Origin of the sequence: Nostoc sp. (assembly GCF_041747015.1) — a bacterium.
Lineage (GTDB): Bacteria > Cyanobacteriota > Cyanobacteriia > Cyanobacteriales > Nostocaceae > Nostoc.
Window position 1 is genome coordinate 12794 of the sequence record NZ_JBGTFY010000427.1, and the last position, 18077, is coordinate 30870.

Consider the following 18077-nt stretch of genomic DNA (forward strand, 5'->3'; position numbering starts at 1 on the left):
CATTGGAGCATTCATGCGACAAAAACACCGAGCTACAAAGCAATTAGAAAATCAGCTCCAACGCCGCATTAAGGGGCAGAATCAGATAGCCATGAAATTTTCTTTTTGGCGTTTTTCCTACACTGTGCTGACAACATTTTGCCTATTGGGACTGACTGCTGCATCAGGGCCTAAGAGCAACATCCAGGATGTAGAACTGAAAATTGGGATTGTGCAGCGATTTGGCGAACAACCTACAGCCAAGTTGCAACTGGAACCCACAAAAGGCGATCGCTTAAAGCTAAAATTTAAAACGGGTAACAAGCTGCAAATCCTGGTAACAAAAAATCCTGTAAAGCTGGAAACTATCATGCAAGCTTTACCCGATGCAGCAGTTGAGGAAGTGGTAGTTTTAGGCACATACCGCACCTTTGAAACTGCGGAAGACAGTGCTAACAAATGGCGTTCTCAAGGAATGAAGGTAGAAATAGCCCAGCCAGAACGCTGGCAGGTTTGGGCAAAACGGGATGTTTATAGCACTCCTTTATTGCGACGCTTGTTATTGCAGAACATCCAAGCTGCTACTAAAGAAAAAGTATATCTTGATACTAAGATTTTAAAACAAGTGCCGCGCGTGAGTTGGGTAGTGGATGGTAAGCGCTACAGCCCAAATGATTTGGAAATCAGCACCGATAAAAACTTGATTCGGGTGAATAAAAGTAATAAACCGGAGAATGCTCGTCTTTATGCAGGGCGACTGAATTTGCAGCCAAATGCCTACAGCACATACACTCTAGTTAACCAAGTACCCTTAGAAACTTATTTGCGTGGAGTTGTACCTTACGAAATTGGTACGAATGCACCAACAGCAGCGCTAGAAGCCCAAGCAATTCTCGCTCGCACTTATGCCTTGAGAAATTTACGTAGATTTGCCGCAGATAACTATCAGTTGTGTGCTGACACTCACTGTCAAGTTTATTATGGACTGAACGGAGCCGCAGCCAAAACAGATCAAGCGATCGCCTCAACTAAAGGTAAGGTACTAACTTATCAAAACCAGTTAGTGGATGCCCTGTATTCTTCTACTACTGGTGGCGTTACCGCCTCCTTCAGCGATGTCTGGAATGGTGAAGATCGTCCCTATCTACGCCCTGTACTGGATGCTGAGACTAATTTTTGGAACTTGTCTAAGCAGAGTTTAGCTGATGAAAAGAACTTCCAGAAGTTTATTAATACAAAACAAGGATTTAATGAAAGCAAGTGGGATATGTTTCGTTGGCACAAGGAAACCCCTTTAGAGGATATTACCAAGGACTTGCAGAAATTTTTGCAGGTGAAAAATAGTCCATATGCCAAATTTAAAACAATTCAGGCTATGGCAGTAGTTAAGCGAAGCCAAAGCGGACGTATCCTCGAACTTGCGGTTAAAACAGATAACAGCACCTTTATTCTCCACAAAGATGAAGTTCGCAGTGCCTTTGCCGCTCCTACAAGTACGCTTTTTTACATAGAACCACTGAATAAAGGCAAATCAGAACTCTGGGGATACGCCTTTATTGGTGGTGGATTAGGGCACGGAGTCGGCTTAAGTCAAACTGGCGCTCAAAATTTAGCTAAACTAGGTTGGTCGAGTCCGAAAATTCTGCAATTCTACTATCCTGGTACTCAGATTCAAGTTCTCAGTCAGGAGATTAAGCTTTAAGCTACTCACTGTATCTTTAGTTATGAATCGGAGTCATAAGACTTTTATTTGTGGCTTCCGACTCATCTAGTTGGGTCGGAAGCCTGTGCTAGGACTTCTCTTTGGGTCTTACGCCTAGATGCGCTGCTTCTATTTTTTCAACATCAGTAACTCTTGCAAGAGGTTTATTGTTAAGGCGCCTAACTCTTAGTAGAGTTCTTCTTCTTTGTGAGTTTCGATTGTTACATCAGAGGTTGGGTAGGCGACACAGGTCAGCACATATCCAGCTTCTATTTGATCGTCATCTAAGAAAGACTGGTCACTCTGATCAACAGTACCTGATACGAGTTTCCCGGCACAGGTCGAGCAAGCGCCAGCACGACAAGAGTAGGGTAGATCAAGACCAGCTTCTTCAGCGGCGTCTAAAATATAAGTATCGTCATCAACTTCAATGGTTTGGTTTGTGCCTTCAGCTTCGTTCTTCAATGTAACTTTAAAAGTTGGCATTAAGTAATCCTCTCTTTTTCAAATGGCAGTATAAGTTATCCTCAAGCAAAGGTTACGGCTGCCCTATGTGATTAGCAGCTGATTGAAATTTGCTTCAATTCTGATACTACGAGAAAAATTAAACAATATAACTGGAAATTGAACGCGATTAGTAATGAAATTTAGTTACTTAATCCAGATAAGTTTTATTTATATATTTACCGCCCTAATGAGACTGTGATTAGAAAATACTATGGAATTGATACTACCTGAGTTCAAATCAAGTCTCATGCCTCCTTGAGAGGTAGGACGAAGTTGTAGAGTCTAGACTGGTAAAGTAGTTTGATTCTCTATGAAGAAAAATCCCCATAGAAGCGTGGGAGGATCAAAAGCAAAAGTAGTGAGGATCATGTATAATCTAGGATCAGCTTTGGAAAAAGCAAAAGTGCATATAGGTTTGGTAGGTACTGGGTATGCGGCGAAGTTTCGGGCTGAGGCATTACAGCATGATGAGCGATCGCATCTAGTAGCAGTTGTTGGTCATACTCCAGAAAAAACAGAAACTTTTGCCAAAGAGTACCAGATTGAAGCATTGAGTTCTTGGCAGGAGCTAGTAGAGCGCGAAGATGTAGATTTGGTGATGATCTGTACTGTTAATCGAGATCATGGTGCGATCGCTCGTGCAGCCCTTACTAACGGCAAACACGTAATAGTAGAGTATCCCCTTTCTTTAGATGTGGTCGAAGCTGAGGAACTGATTGCCTTAGCCAAAGCCCAACAAAAACTCCTGCACGTTGAACACCTGGAACTTTTGGGTGGTTTACATCAAGCCTTGAAGCAAAACTTAGCCAAAATTGGTGAAGTGTTTTATGTTCGCTACAGCACCATCAATCCCCAGAATCCTGCACCCCGCAAATGGACTTATAACCATGAACTTTTCGGTTTTCCCTTAATTGGTGCACTCTCCCGCCTACATCGTCTCACCGATTTATTTGGTAAAGTATTTACTGTTAATTGTCACCAGCGATATTGGGAAATAGAACCCGAATACTATCAAACCTGTTTCTGCACTAGTCAACTGTGCTTTACTAGCGGACTTTTAGCCCAAGTAGTTTATGGCAAAGGCGAAACTATTTGGCAATCAGAACGCAAGTTTGAAGTTCACGGTGAAAAAGGTGGTTTAATTTTTGATGGTGACAGAGGATTGCTGATCCAGCCTGGGGAAACAACACCTATAGAGGTTGGTTCTCGCCGGGGTTTGTTCGCCAAAGACACGAGTATGGTGTTAGACCATCTTTTTGATGGCACTCCTTTGTACGTTACCCCAGAGGAGAGCTTGTATACTCTCAAGGTTGCTGATGCTGCACAAAGAGCTGCACAGACAGGGTTAACTATGTTTATGAAAAATACTCTAGATAAAAGTTAATGAAAACTGAACTAATTGTTATTTTATCCCAACGAGAATTAGACAAAATGCGTCAAGCTGGACGTTTAGCAGCCAAACTTCTCCAGCATATTGAACCGTTGGTAAAGCCAGGGGTTAGCACTCTCGAAATCAATGATGAAGCCGAACGTTGGACGCAAGCACATGGAGCAAAAAGCGCCCCCCTTGGCTATAGAGGCTATCCTAAGTCGATCTGCACTAGTGTAAATGAGGTAATCTGTCACGGCATTCCCAATGCCAAGCAAATTCTCAAAGAAGGTGACATCATTAATATTGATGTTACTCCGATTGTTGAAGGTTATCACGGCGATACTTCTAAGACATTCTTTGTCGGCACACCTTCCCCAAAAACGAGAAAGCTGGTAGAGGTGACAGAAGAGTGTTTGCGCTTGGGTATTGCTGAAGTTAAACCAGGGGCACGCATTGGCGACATTGGTGCAGCCATTCAAGAGTATGCTGAAGCACAGGGCTTTTCTGTAGTGCGAGATTTTGTTGGACACGGCATTAGTAACATTTTCCATACTGCGCCGGATGTTCCCCACTATGGGACTCGCGGTAAGGGGAAGCGCCTCAGACCAGGGATGGTTTTTACGATTGAGCCAATGATTAACGAAGGCACTTACGAAGTCGAGGTTCTGGGCGATAAATGGACTGCTGTCACGCGCGATCGCAAACTTTCTGCTCAATGTGAGCATACCTTAGCTGTGACAGAAGATGGCGTTGAAATTCTTACCCTACCTGAAGGCAAGAATTACTAGACTGGTAGATTTTTTTACTACTCGATTAACTTATGACTCAAACTCTTGCTGCGGAAAACGTCACACTTGAGCAACTAATATTGCTCTATGGATTAGAGTTAGTTGATTCGGAAGAATTCTTTCGAGAGTGGCAAGATGACTTACCAGAAGTAACAAACTTAAGAATTGCATCTGTTGGATCAAATCAAGGCAGGTAGTCTTAGCTTTGAGGCATTTGTTGCTGGCTATCTGGATGATGTCCACTACGAGTTAATCGATGGAGAACGAATTGACTTGGAACCCACTGGACTTCATGAACAGGTAGCTGGGTTAATTAATTGTAAGCTTAACGTAGCAATTGATCTGCTCAACTTGCCTTGGTTTATTCCGATGAAATGCCTGATTAAACCATTGGTTCAAAATTCAGCCTTTAGACCCGATGTTGTGATTCTTGATCAGACAGGTTTGGCGAATGAGCCATTATGGAAAACTGAGCCAGTTATTACATTAGGCAAGTCTGTAAAATTGGTAGTGGAGGTTGTCAGTACTAATTGGCAGAATGACTATGCTCGAAAAGTAGAAGATTACGAAACTTTAGGCATTGGGGAATATTGGATCGCAGATTATCTAGGGCTAGGAGGCAAACGCTATATCGGCTTATCCAAAGAACCTGTAATTACGATTTATCAGTTAGTCAATGGAACTTATCAAGGACAACAGTTTAGGGGAACAGAACGCCTGATCTCCCAAACATTTCCAGACATAAATTTAACCGCAGAACAGATATTTGTCGCAGGTCACTATAGTTAAATAAAATTAATTAAATTTGCTCGTAGTGAGGGCTTCAACCTTTACTAAAAACCTTTAATTATTGGGCAAAATTCTGACTATCTAGAACTCAAATATAACTCAATACAGTTCAGTTAATCCTAAAAACTATACTGACGTAGGTTGAGTTTCGTTCCTCAACCGAACATTATGGAGACTTCGTTGGGTTTCGCTGTCGCTCAACCCAACCTACTATTCTCTTAACCGAACCGTATTGAACTATAACTACTATAACTATAGGACTCATATTTGATTTTTGAAATATATGTAGGGTGCGTTATCGCGTAGCGTAACACACCCTACATATATTTAGATTTTTTCATAAATCAAATCGTATTCCTATATCGTCCCAAGTTATTAGGAATACCTTCACAACCACCGGGAATAGTGCCTCTGGTTGTTTCGCCACCCCAAGCGCAACAGTAGTAACGTGTAGACTCAGACAACCGTTGCACATTGGTGAAATCGGCATTTTCCACCACAGCGCCAGTGTGTTCGCCGGTTTCATAATCTGGTGGTTGAGTGCGGCTGCGGGGTGATGCTTTGTCTACTACACCGTAAAATAGGCGAACTCCGTTGAGGTCAGCAGCATTGAGATTGGCATGATATAAAATTGCGCGGGAAAGGTTGGCTTTTACTAAATCACAACCGCTCAGATTAGCGCGGACAAGATTAGCCTCGCTCAGATCAGTCCAACGCAAATCGGTGCCAGAAAGGTCTGCTGCGGCTAGCATTACGCCTAAATCAATAACGCGCACACCTTCTAGTCGGTCTTCCGCATAACCGCCACTTCCGTTGAAAATGGCTCGACCTAATCGGCCATCGCGTTTTAAGGGTGACAGCAACTTGGAACGTGAGAGAAAGCGGAGAATTTTCGCTTTCCCACTGCCATCGACACTACTCAAAATTGCCGCAGTGCGTCCTTCAGCGATCGCTCTTTCTTGAGGCCAATCTTCTAATAATCCTTCTTCATCTAATACTAAGTCTGAAACGCCTTGAAAATAGGAATCAATTGTCTGCTGCTGAGTAATAATGTTTTGCTGAACTGTCAGTAGATTTTGCTGAATTGTCAAGTCTTTGGAAATAACATATTGTCGCCACGCCACGTAAACGGCGATGATGGCAATGAGAATTTGTCCTAAAGCGCCAAACCATTCTGCTAGAGTCCCGGCAATGTCCCAGTTAATCTGGCGTCCCCAAAGCAGCAAGCGATCGCCCACGCCTGTGAACCTGATCAAGCCGACGATCGCCACTATTAGTCCCAAAAAGGCCACAAACAGCGTGCGTTCTTGGGGTGAAAACCACTCGTTTACAACTTCTTGCAACCAAGGCAATAGTATCGCTAGAGATAACACCAGAGTCATCAGCGTTCCGACAATGCCGATGATCCAGTTATTGAGGATAACTCCAATAAAGGTGATGGCGATCGCTATTAAAGTAATCAGCAATGCTCTGGGCTTAACTGTGAATTGCTTGGTAGTGGGTTGCTTGAAGTCAGAACGAGCAAGTTTTAGAGCATCTGTATGTTGCGGAGATTGCAAAGACGAAATAGCCGCTAAGGCTTGTTGTGTCGCTAGCGCTTCTGAACTTAGGTTATTCTCAGTAGCACCACCGTCAAAGTCATCTGGCTGCAAGTCGTGTTCTGGGATAGGTTCTGGGGTTGGTAGATTTGAGGAATTGGATTCAATCGTCATGTTTTCTATTTTGCCCCAGCAGACTCAGTTCAATATCTGTTTTATCAAAAATTGCCCGAATTGCTAGTTGGCGGTGTCAAGTTTCCATTTGATTGCTGCCGCTTATCCGAAAGCAATAGATTAAATGAAAGCCTCTGAAGAGTTGTTACTGAGAGTGGAGTTACGGCAAAACAAGTATCTTAATAACCTTTACAGGGGTTTTCTGCCCTCAATAATTTTTTGTAACACAACCCATTCACTTATGAGCCAGTATATTCTCAGTAGTCTCGCAGATGATGAAGAACTCAATTTTTCTGAAGAAGCAGAGGTTTTCGTTTTTCCTACATCTTTCGCCCAGCAGCGATTGTGGTTTCTCGACCAGTTAGCACCGGGCAATCCATTTTACAACGTGTCAACAGCACTTCGCCTGACAGGTTCCCTGAACTTCACCGCCTTAAAGCAGACGTTCAACGAAATTGTCCGTCGCCACGAAACCTTACGTACTACGTTTATTATGGTAGAGCAGCAATTAGTGCAGGCGATCGCTGCGGAAAGCTGCGCTAACGCACCCAGCTTAACCATACCTTTTCCCCTAATAGATATACGCAATTTCGAGAGTCAAGAACGTGAGACACAAGTGCGGCAAATCGCAACCGCAGAGGCTCAATGTCCTTTCAATCTGACCACTGGGCCATTGCTGCGAGTGAAACTGATACAACTAGATGAAGCAGAATATGTGCTGCTGCTAAATCTACATCACATTGTTGCAGATGGCTGGTCAATTGGAGTGCTAGTTAGAGAACTGGGGGTATTATACAAAGCCTTTGCAGAGGATAAGCCATATTTGATGTCTACGCTTCTACCACAACTACCCATTCAATATGCAGATTTCGCCCAATGGCAACGGGAGTGGCTGCAAGGAGTGGGAGCAAACGGCACATCGCCCCTACAAACCCAGTTAGCTTATTGGCAAAAACAATTAGACGGAATTTCGCTGCTAAATTTCCCCACAGACCGACTCAGACCAGCAGTTCCTAGCTACAGGGGGGCAAAACAATTTCTAGAGTTACCACACTCCTTAACTCAAGCGCTAGAGGCACTTGGTTATCAAGAAGGTGTTACGTTATTCATGACAATGCTGGCAGCGTTTCAGACTTTGCTCTATCGCTACACGCAGCAAGAGGATATTGCAATCGGTTCACCGATTGCTAATCGCAGCCGTAGCGAACTAGAGGGGTTGATTGGTTTTTTTGTCAATAGTTTGGTGCTACGTACAGATTTCTCAGGAAACCCGACCTTTCGAGAATTATTAAATCGAGTCCGAGAGGTAACTTTAGGAGCATACAGCCATCAAGACTTGCCCTTTGAAAAGCTGGTGGAGGAACTTCATCCAGAGCGAGATTTGAGCTACCATCCTTTTTTTCAGGTTGTATTTAGCCTCCAAAACACTCCTATTGAAACGTTAGAGTTACCTGGGTTAACGCTTTCGCTATTTGAGTTCGACAGTAAAACCGCAAAGCTTGATTTAGAGTTCCATTTGTGGCAGGACTTGGATAGTTTGAAAGGACAAATGGTATATAGCACCGATTTATTTGATGACACTACAATTACCCGGATGCTGGGACATTTTCCAACGCTGCTAGAAAGCATTGTTGCCAATCCAAAACAGCGTCTTTCAGATTTGTCTTTGCTGACTGAAGGAGAACGACAAGAGTTATTAATTGATTGGAATGACACTAAAATAGACTATCCAGAGAACAAGTGTTTTCATCAGTTATTTGAAGCGCAGGTGGTAGAAACTCCCGATGCGATCGCGTTAAACGCACGCTCCGCCTACGCGCTAGTATTTGGCGATGAACAACTCAGCTACAAAGAGTTAAATATACGCAGCAACCAACTTGCACATTATCTTCAGAAAATCGGTGTAGAAACCGAATCTTTAGTAGGCATTTGTGTAGAGCGATCGCTAGAGATGATAATCGCAATATTAGGCATTCTCAAAGCAGGTGGAGCATACCTGTCTTTAGATCCGAGTCTACCTCAAGAGCGTCTTAACTTCATGCTAGAAGATGCACAAGTTTTAGTATTACTGACACAAGAAAAGTTGCTCAAGCATTTTCAGGACTTCTCTAATCCAATTATTTGCATAGATGAAGATTGGGCAACTATTACACAACACAGCCAAGAAAACCCAACTAATTGCGTAACATCTGACAACCTAGCTTATGTTATCTATACCTCTGGTTCCACAGGAAAACCTAAAGGCGTTTTAATCGAGCATCGAGGATTGTGCAACTTAGCAAAAGCTCAGATTGAGGTTTTCAACTTGCAACCGAGCAACCGCATTCTGCAATTCGCATCATTAAGTTTTGATGCCTCAATTTTTGAGATTGTCATGGCACTGCAAACAGGAGCAACTCTTTATTTAGCAAACAAAGAATCCCTTCTAGCCGGACAACCTTTGCTACAATTATTGCGCGAAAAAGCTATTACTCATGTCACCCTTCCGCCAGCAGTGTTATCAGTTCTACCTACAGAATCACTTCCGGCATTGCAAACTATTATTTGTGCAGGCGAATCTTGCACCGATGAGATTGTAAAACTTTGGTGGAACTCTCAGCGTCGGTTTTTTAACGCTTACGGGACTACTGAAGCAACGGTTTGGTCAACCGTTGCAGAGATTAGTTCTATGAGTGAAAAAACGCCCATTGGTCGCCCTATTGCTAACACTCAAATTTATATATTAGATAAGCATTTACAACCTTTACCAATTGGAATTACTGGCGAATTATACATTGGTGGCGATGGACTGGCACGAGGCTATCTCAACCGTCCAGAATTAACTACTGAAAAGTTTATTTCAAATCCTTTTAATGATAAAAATGGAGTGCGACTTTACAAGACGGGTGATTTAGCTCGGTATCAAACAGACGGTAATATTGAATTTATCGGTCGCATTGATAATCAAGTAAAAATTCGAGGATTCCGCATTGAGTTGTCAGAAATTGAAACAGTGCTGAGTCAGCATCAAAGTGTCCAAAAAGCAATAGTAATTGTTAAAGAAAATGTATCTGGCGATAAGTACTTGGTGGCTTATATTGTTCTCAATAGAGAGACACAAAATGTTGCGTCTCTACTACGCAAATTCTTAAAAGAAAAATTACCAGAATACATGATGCCAAAAGCTTTTGTAGTCCTGGATTTTCTGCCGCTAACAGCTAGTGGCAAAGTGGATTGTTGGGCGCTAATAGAACTTGACAGTCCGGCTAGCCGCTTAATAGATAAAGCATTTGTCGCTCCCCGGACTCCAACTGAGTTAACCTTGGCAAAAATTTGGGCTGAAGTCCTTAATGTTGAGCGTGTGGGTATCTATGATAACTTCTTCGACTTGGGCGGAGATTCATTTTTAAGTGTACGTCTGTTGAAGCGGATACACAAGCAGTTTGAGCGTGAATTGTCGCTATCTAGTTTATTTTTAAATCCCACAATTGAAAGTTTAGCAACTTCTCTATCCTCAGAAATAGATTCTCTGCCGTGGTCGCCCTTAGTTCCGATTCAACCTGCTGGTTCAAATCCCGCTTTCTTCTGCATCCATCCAATTTTTGGTGTTGTCTTTCCTTATTACGAATTAGCTAATCAATTGGGGAAAAATCAACCATTTTATGGGCTACAACCCATTGGACTTGACGGAAAAACTTCTCCACTAACTCGCATTGAGGATATGGCTACCCACTACATTGAAGCATTACGGAGAGTGCAGCCCAAAGGGCCTTATTTTTTGGGAGGTTGGTCTTTTGGAGGTTGGGTTGCTTTTGAAATGGCTCAACAACTCCAAAGGTCTGGGGAAGAGGTGGCTCTACTTGCTGTACTTGACACTTTAGCACCCATTCCGGGGAATATACCATCTCTGGGTAATGGTTTGAAGTTTATGCTGACTACAGTGGCGCGATATATATGGCCCTTTTTTCTTGATTATTTTTATTTAATTATTGCGATCGCCAAGAATCGAATTAACAGTATCCTAAAAAAGGATGCCACAGTCAACCTTATATCTGAAGAATCCAAGTTAAGGCTTTTAAGCGAGTTAGCGATTCGTCCTATGCTTCGTGTTTTCTATGCCAATAGCCAAGCAGTTCTCAACTACGTTCCCCAAGCCTACCCTAAAAAAATTAATCTTTTTAGAACAAAGACTCAATCAAGCATTGCCAAGGAAGATCCGAGTATGGGTTGGGATCAGCTAGCTGTTGGAGGAACGGAAATTCATCATATTCCTGGCAATCACCTAACTATGCTGAGAAAACCCCATATTCAAGTTCTTGCCACACAGCTAAGAGGCTGTATTGAGAAAGCACAAAGTTTATGGCGTTGCTGAGTGTAAATATGAATTTATATCACGCAGAGGCGCAGAGGGTAAGAGTTGAGAATATTTGATTTTTGACTTTCATATTCAAATTCAGCAACACCCAATTCAGTAACGCTAAATTTAAATAAGGAGCAATATGTCTTCTGAAGAAGTCTTTGTGTTTCCAGCATCTTTTGCTCAACAGCGGCTATGGTTCTTTGACCAGTTGATCCCTGGTAATGCTATTTATAATGTGCCGACAGTAATTCGGTTGACAGGTTCGCTGAAGTTAGCTGCACTAGAACAGACTTTTAACGAAATTGTGCGTCGCCACGAAACCTTACGCACTACTTTTATTGTGTTGGATGGGCAACCCTTACAGGCGATTCCTGCGGAAAGCTGCGCTAACGCACCCAGCTTAACAATACCTCTTTCTGTATTAAACCTCCAGCAATTGCCAGCTGATGAACAAGAGGTTAAAGCAAAGTGCATTATTACCGCAGAGATAGAATATCCCTTCAATTTATCCTCTGGGCCATTGCTGCGAGTAATACTACTCGTCCTTTCCGAGACGGAACATATTCTATTACTGAATATGCATCACATTATCTGTGATGATTGGTCTATGGGGGTACTGATTCGGGAACTGGGAACGCTGTACGCAGCTTTTGCACAAAACCAGCCTTCGCCTCTATTAGAACTGCCTCTTCAGTACGCCGATTTTGCTCACTGGCAACGCGAGTGGCTGCAAGGAGAAGTACTTCAAACCCAGTTAGCATACTGGCGGGAGCAATTAAATGGTATTTCTATATTGCATCTGCCTATTGACAAACCAAGACCAGCTATACAAAGCTATCAAGGAGCAACACAATTTCTAGAGTTACCGCTCAAGCTCATTGATGCACTAGAAAAGCTGTCACAGCAAGAAGGTGTCACCTTATTTATGACGCTGCTGGCAGCATTTAAAACGTTACTTTACCGCTACACACACCAAGAAGATATCGCGCTCGGTTCGCCAATTGCTAACCGTAACCGCAGCGAAATTGAAGGAATAATTGGTTTTTTTGTCAATAGTTTGGTGCTACGTAGCAACTTATCTGGGAACCCTACTTTTCGGGAACTACTAGGCAGAGTTAGGGAGGTAACGTTAGGAGCATATAGCCACCAAGATTTACCATTTGAAAAGTTAGTTGAAGAACTCCATCCAGAGCGGAACTTGAGCCACCATCCGCTATTTCAAGTGGTGTTTGGTTTCCAGAATGCGCCAATGTCAGCGCTTGAACTGCCTGGATTAGTACCTAGCTTTATGAGTATTGACTTAAAAAAAACGCGCTTTGATTTGGAACTACATCTTTGGAAATGTTCTGAGGATTTTAGGAGCTTATGGGGTGGAAACTGGGAGTATTCTGAAGGTCTTCGAGGCGTAATGGTTTACAATACAGATTTGTTTGATCAAGCCACCATTAGCCGGATGCTGGAACATTTTAAAACTCTGTTATCAGGCATTGTTGCAAATCCCGAACAACAAATTGCAAATTTACCGTTATTAAGTGAAGTGGAGCGACATCAGGTATTGGTGCAATGGAATAACACCCAAGCAGATTATCCTAAAGATAAGTGTATCCATCAATTGTTTGAAGAAAAGGTACAGCAGTATCCTGATTCGATAGCAATAAATTTTGCTAACGAGCAACTCACTTATCAAGAGTTGAATACTCGCAGCAATAAACTAGCACAACACTTACAAAAAATCGGAGTAGGTTCAGAAGTTTTAGTCGGCATTTGTATTTCACAGTCTATAGAAATGATCATCGGGTTGTTGGGTATTCTGAAAGCAGGCGGAACGTATGTTCCATTAGACTCCAGTTATCCTCAAGAGCGCCTAAATTTTATGCTTGAGGATGCACAAGTTTCAGTATTGTTGACAGAAGAAAACTTGCTCAAGCATTTTGAAGGTTTCTCAAATCCAATTGTTTCTATAGATAAAGACTGGGAAGTGATTACTCAAGAAAAGGAAGACAATCTCAAAAGCGATTTAAATAGTGAGAATTTAGCTTATGTTATTTACACCTCTGGTTCTACAGGCAAACCCAAGGGAGTTGCTGTACCTCACAAAGCTGTAAATAGGTTAGTGTGCAATACTAACTATATAAAATTGTCACCATTCGATAAAATCGCCCAAGCCTCAAACGTTTCTTTTGATGCTGCTACATTCGAGATTTGGGGAGCGCTACTTAACGGCACTCAACTTGTGGGAATTAGTAAAGATGTAACTCTTTCGCCTCACGAGTTTGCATTACAACTACGAAAAGAAGGTATCAACGTTCTGTTTTTGACTACCGCCTTGTTTCAACAGATTGCTAGAGATGTTCCGCAAGCTTTTGCTACCTTGAAATATTTACTGTTTGGTGGCGAGACTGTTAATACAAGATGGATTAAAAAGATTCTTAGAGATGGTGCGCCAAAACATTTAATTCATGTTTACGGTCCTACAGAAAATACAACCTTTTCTTCTTATTATTACGTACAAAAGTTTTCAGAGTCAAGCACATCTTTTCCTATTGGTCGTCCCATTACAAATACGCAAATCTATATATTAGATACCCATTTACAACCCTTGCCTATTGGCGTTACTGGCGAATTATATATTGGTGGTGAGGGACTGGCGCGAGAATATCTTAATCGCACTGAATTAACTGCTGAATACTTTATTACTCATTCTTTTAATAATAAACCAAAAACACGTCTTTATAAAACGGGTGATTTAGCTCGCTATTTACCAGATGGCAATATTGAATTTCTAGGTCGTGTTGATAATCAAGTAAAGATTCGGGGTTTTCGCATTGAGTTGTCAGAAATTGAAGCGGTGTTGAGTCAACATTCAGCAGTGAGAGAAACTGTTGTTATTGCTGCTGAGGATGTACCTGATGATAAGTACTTGGTGGCTTATATTGTTCCCAACCTGGAACAGATGCCGACGCAAGACGTGCTTCGTCAATTTCTTAAAGAAAAGTTACCACAATACATGATGCCAAGAGCTTATGTAGTGCTAAAATCTCTACCTTTAACACCTAATGGCAAAGTGGATCACCGTGCTTTACCCGCACCTGATACAATTACTTTCAATAATCAAGATTATGTGGCACCGCGATCGCAAGTCGAAGAGTTACTTGCCCAAATTTGGGCTAAAGTCTTGGGAAAAGAGCAAGTAGGCATTCACGACAATTTTTTTGAATTGGGCGGTCATTCTCTACTAGCGACTCAGCTAACTTCCCGCATCCGGGATACCTTCCAAATAGATTTACTTGTACGCAATTTGTTTGAAGCACCGACTGTAGAACAACTTGCTAGGTACATTGACACAATCTGTTGGGCAGCAAAAGGTTTAGATAAAGTTGCAACTACGGGTCAGGAACGAGAAGACGTGGAATTTTGAGGAGAAACGCTTGAGTTAAAGATGAGCGTGTCAAAACGGCAAAATTTTATCTCACAACTCTTGGAAATAATCTGCTAATTCTCATTATAAATTGACATTGGCTATACAGAAAATGGGTATATAGTGAGGAATCCTACATATCTGTAATCACATCTACAACCACTTTTACAGCCTCCATTAAATATAGTGCAAAACCAGCATATCCATTCGGACAGCAAGTTTTGATAATAGCTAAATCAATCTCAGATGCTAAGTTCCATCGAATTTGAAGCGGACGTTGATTGCTACTTTCTCCAGAGAGATAAGTTGATTCTGCGATCGCTTTCTCTAAAATATCTTTTGTATTGTCTAAATCTTCTAAATCTTCAAATTGTTCAAGCTCTACACCTAAAATCTTTGAAATAGTTTGAGTGTCAGCCAGCAACCACGTCTGAAAATTTCTAATCGCTAAACCTCCTGCACTACGATTATTGATTGGTTGCTCGTTGACATCTAAGTGATAGTCACGAATCTTATTCAAAGCACGCTCTAAATCCCGCTGCCTTTGAGATAGGTTATCATCCGCATCAACCACAATGAGGATCATGTCTACCTCCTCCGGTTTCCAAGAGATAACTATCTGTGCTAAATATTTTGGATCTAAAACTGAATGTCCGACTCTTCGTTTAAAACACTTACTTTCACTGATTGATGGGTGTCTCTGTACAAAATTGCAATCAGGTAATCCAGCAGTTTTAAGCTCTCGCCTAATTAAGGTATGAAGTCCCCCTTCATTATTTCTTTCAATAACCTTTCCACCGTCTTCTGGTTTGATATACGGAATACTTGCTCCCAGTTCTGCCTCCCCTTCAGCAATTAGCCCAATACGAATCGGACGATTCATACCGGATTGCCTCCAAATGTATTCGTAAACCAAAGCTCACCTAACTCTCCATCATAAGCTTCCAATGCTTTCTGGAAACGCATAGAATCTGTGGGTAAAGTATGGACTTGGGTTTTACCTTCGTTATCTAGCTCAACAGCACGTACTTGATGAGGTTCAATATAATTTAGTAGTACAGGAGAATGAGTTGTGATTAAAACTTGAACAGGCTTGCCAGTAATTCCTTCTGTCGAGACAATTTTCAACAACTCTATCATTTTGTGCAGCAGCCAAGGATGAACTCCATTCTCTATTTCTTCAAAGCAAATGATACTTGGAGTGTTCTCTTGATACAGCGCGGTTAGGAAAGCTAGGATTCTAAGTGTTCCATCTGAGATGTCATAAGCGGGAATATGGTGTTCTGAATATCTATCAATCAATTCTAGTAAAAAGGTTTGATTGTCTCCACGAGGCAAGACAATTCTTTGTATGTTAGGAACGAGCCGCGTCAAACGTTCCTCTAATTCATCAAAACCTTTACGATTAGCGTGCAAAATATCAACTAGAGCATAAGTAATTCCTTGTCCAGTCCTGTCCATACTACCAGTTGATACGGCTTTACTAGAGAGATCAACTGGGGCAAAATCATAAATACTAACCTTTCTCAAGGCATTGGCAAGTGGAGAATCTGGATATTTAATAGCAACTAAATATTCTCTTGGTTCCTTTGTATATTCAGAATTGATAATATTTTCTATCCTCAATGTTCGCTGAGGATAATCAAGATGAAGTAATAGATTTAAAACTTCTTTAGATTCTTGCTCAGGAGTGCTTTCTGTTGTAGTAAGGGTACTGACCTCAAACAAAAAATAATCTGCCTTTCCATGCCAGAATTTAGATTCAATGCTCGGCTGGTTCTTGCTTATAGTATTTAAAGACTGTGCAAAAAGACTTATTACATAATTATTATCTCTAGTAGCTATCAGATTTTGGAGAAAATCAGATAGTACAGCAAGAGCTTCACAAATGTTCGACTTTCCAGAACCATTAGGCCCAATGAATACGGTTAATGGCTCTAAAGCTACTTCGGTATCGAAGAGGCTCTTATAGTGCTGAACTCTTAGTTTAGATAACATCTGTTCGATAGTAAGCAGATTTAGATATTGTATAGTAGTCCTATCCCAAGGATTTTAACCGGTTCATCCGATTTTCCACTTTTGGCATAGTGACCCCACTTATAAGCAGCTAGCAGAAAACGTGCTGACTGCTTCGGCAAACTGCTGATTTTGTTCCATTAATGCCATGTGTCCACCTGGTTTTAGAGTGACTCTTTGAGAGTAAGGCAATTCAGCTTTCATGCGATCGCTGGCAACAGGTTTAGTTGCTATATCTGAATTGCCGCAAACAACCAACACAGGTACGTTAATAGTTGCAAGTGTTTCTGTTTCATCAAAGTTGAACATTCCCAGTGTGCCACGCGCCAGAACCCCAGGCGAACCCAATGCTGATAATAAACCTGCAAAACTTAGTTGACCCCGTGTTTCAGTACCCGTAAATCCAGATAGTTCGACGGTGATGTACAGCGAACCATTCAAATAGGAGAGCCAAGTCATCAACCAAAAAATTGGCCACAGCACAGTAGTCAGGTACAAGACAGGTTCGAGTAGCGGTTTCTGTAATTTTTGTACCAAATTGCTAAAGATACAAGTTTTTACCGGATTAGTGTAAGTAGTATCTACAAGAATTAAGCCAGCCACCCGACTCCCTAATTGCTCTGGAAACAGGCGACAGAATGTCAAGTTAATCATTCCACCCATGCTGTGTCCTACCAGAATAACTGGTTTATCCCCTGCGATACTCCCTTTGGGAGTGGCTGTCACCAACGCAACCACAGCTTCCAAGTCACGGGCATATTTTTCAATAGAGTGATCATTGTTTTTCGGTTTAGTGGATTTTCCTAGCCCTGGTAGATCCCAAACAATTATTCGGAAGCGATCGCTCAGTTGTCGCTTGGCATAATACCATATACTACTGTTCGGCCCCCAACCGTGTGAAAGGATAATCGGTTGACCATCTTCGGGGCCAAAAAACTCTACTTGCAGTACACTACCATCCGGTCGTGGCAAACGCTGCACGGTTTCGCTACGCATAAACTTAGGTTCATCGGCTCCAGGACGGCGCAGCAGTGGCAAACTAATAAAACGACCGGCAACAGACCACAGAACCATTACTAGCCCAGCCACTAAGTAAAATGTTCCTACAAGTTCTCGTTCATACCACTCATAGAGAATGTAGCCCCCCCCGCAAATTACCCCAATCGACAGCAGTTGAATCAGCCATATAAACAGAAAATTATGAGGCATGAATATCATGAGCCTAAACCTTGCGATACCTTATTAACTGCGTTGTCTTTTAGCTTCATATCATAGTTATAATCATCTAAGTTTCATTCCCAAGAATGATTTATACAGTCTTATAAGTGTGATAAAAATGCTGGGTTAGGTAATAAGCAGTGCAAGTTGGCGCAAATAACTATCCAGTTACAAAACGTTAAAGAGCTTATTAAACAATCTAAAATCCTTGCATTCAGTGCCTTCTGTCTTAAATTA

At 41.8% G+C, this 18077-nt stretch carries 12 protein-coding genes; 7 read left to right on the plus strand and 5 right to left on the minus strand.

The features are described from left to right. Positions 1–13: 13 nt before the first annotated feature. Positions 14–1681, plus strand: coding sequence for a SpoIID/LytB domain-containing protein (locus ACEW80_RS33730; RefSeq protein ID WP_373530784.1), 1668 nt, complete (start codon positions 14–16; stop codon positions 1679–1681). 186 nt (positions 1682–1867) lie between these two features. Here ACEW80_RS33730 and ACEW80_RS33735 read toward each other — a convergent pair whose 3' ends face one another. Further along, positions 1868–2167 carry a ferredoxin gene (locus ACEW80_RS33735; protein ID WP_373530785.1) on the minus strand — a complete coding sequence of 100 codons (300 nt, stop codon included), beginning with the start codon at positions 2165–2167 and terminating at the stop codon, positions 1868–1870. A 388-nt stretch (positions 2168–2555) separates the two neighbouring features. On the opposite strand from ACEW80_RS33735, the gene ACEW80_RS33740 reads away from it, so the two are divergent. The 4 genes from ACEW80_RS33740 to ACEW80_RS33755 are packed head-to-tail and all read left to right on the plus strand — an operon-like array spanning position 2556 to position 5137. Further along, on the plus strand, positions 2556–3572 hold the full coding sequence (locus tag ACEW80_RS33740; RefSeq protein ID WP_373530786.1) for a Gfo/Idh/MocA family protein: 1017 nt from the start codon (positions 2556–2558) through the stop codon (positions 3570–3572). After that, on the plus strand, positions 3572–4348 hold the full coding sequence (map, locus tag ACEW80_RS33745; protein WP_373530787.1) for a type I methionyl aminopeptidase: 777 nt from the start codon (positions 3572–3574) through the stop codon (positions 4346–4348). Before ACEW80_RS33740 ends, map begins: the two co-directional genes overlap by 1 nt. Before the next feature lie 32 nt (positions 4349–4380). Further along, a complete protein-coding gene (locus ACEW80_RS33750) occupies positions 4381–4545 on the plus strand; it encodes a hypothetical protein (protein WP_373530788.1) in 165 nt (54 codons plus the stop codon). Continuing rightward, positions 4523–5137: a Uma2 family endonuclease gene (locus ACEW80_RS33755; RefSeq protein ID WP_373530789.1), complete on the plus strand. Its 615-nt coding sequence runs from the start codon at positions 4523–4525 to the stop codon at positions 5135–5137. Before ACEW80_RS33750 ends, ACEW80_RS33755 begins: the two co-directional genes overlap by 23 nt. Positions 5138–5481: 344 nt before the next feature. Here the strand turns inward: ACEW80_RS33755 and ACEW80_RS33760 are convergent, their stop codons facing one another. After that, positions 5482–6849, minus strand: coding sequence for a pentapeptide repeat-containing protein (locus tag ACEW80_RS33760; protein WP_373530790.1), 1368 nt, complete (start codon positions 6847–6849; stop codon positions 5482–5484). Positions 6850–7090: 241 nt separating this feature from the next. Between ACEW80_RS33760 and ACEW80_RS33765 the strand changes: the two genes are divergently transcribed. Both ACEW80_RS33765 and ACEW80_RS33770 read left to right on the plus strand, forming a co-directional pair. Then, positions 7091–11200: an amino acid adenylation domain-containing protein gene (locus ACEW80_RS33765; protein ID WP_373530791.1), complete on the plus strand. Its 4110-nt coding sequence runs from the start codon at positions 7091–7093 to the stop codon at positions 11198–11200. Positions 11201–11327: 127 nt separating this feature from the next. Beyond that, a complete protein-coding gene (locus ACEW80_RS33770) occupies positions 11328–14606 on the plus strand; it encodes an amino acid adenylation domain-containing protein (protein WP_373530792.1) in 3279 nt (1092 codons plus the stop codon). Between the two features lie 133 nt (positions 14607–14739). Here ACEW80_RS33770 and ACEW80_RS33775 read toward each other — a convergent pair whose 3' ends face one another. The 3 genes from ACEW80_RS33775 to ACEW80_RS33785 all read right to left on the minus strand — a co-directional run bounded on the left by ACEW80_RS33775 (position 14740) and on the right by ACEW80_RS33785 (position 17831). Continuing rightward, complete coding sequence (locus tag ACEW80_RS33775; protein ID WP_373530793.1) at positions 14740–15489, minus strand: hypothetical protein; 750 nt, start codon at positions 15487–15489, stop codon at positions 14740–14742. Further along, positions 15486–16604 carry an AAA family ATPase gene (locus ACEW80_RS33780; protein ID WP_373530794.1) on the minus strand — a complete coding sequence of 373 codons (1119 nt, stop codon included), beginning with the start codon at positions 16602–16604 and terminating at the stop codon, positions 15486–15488. The genes ACEW80_RS33775 and ACEW80_RS33780 overlap by 4 nt, the downstream gene beginning before the upstream one ends. A 99-nt stretch (positions 16605–16703) precedes the next feature. Beyond that, entirely contained in the window at positions 16704–17831 is a 1128-nt protein-coding gene (locus ACEW80_RS33785) for an alpha/beta fold hydrolase (RefSeq protein WP_373530795.1), read from the minus strand. Positions 17832–18077 lie beyond the last annotated feature (246 nt).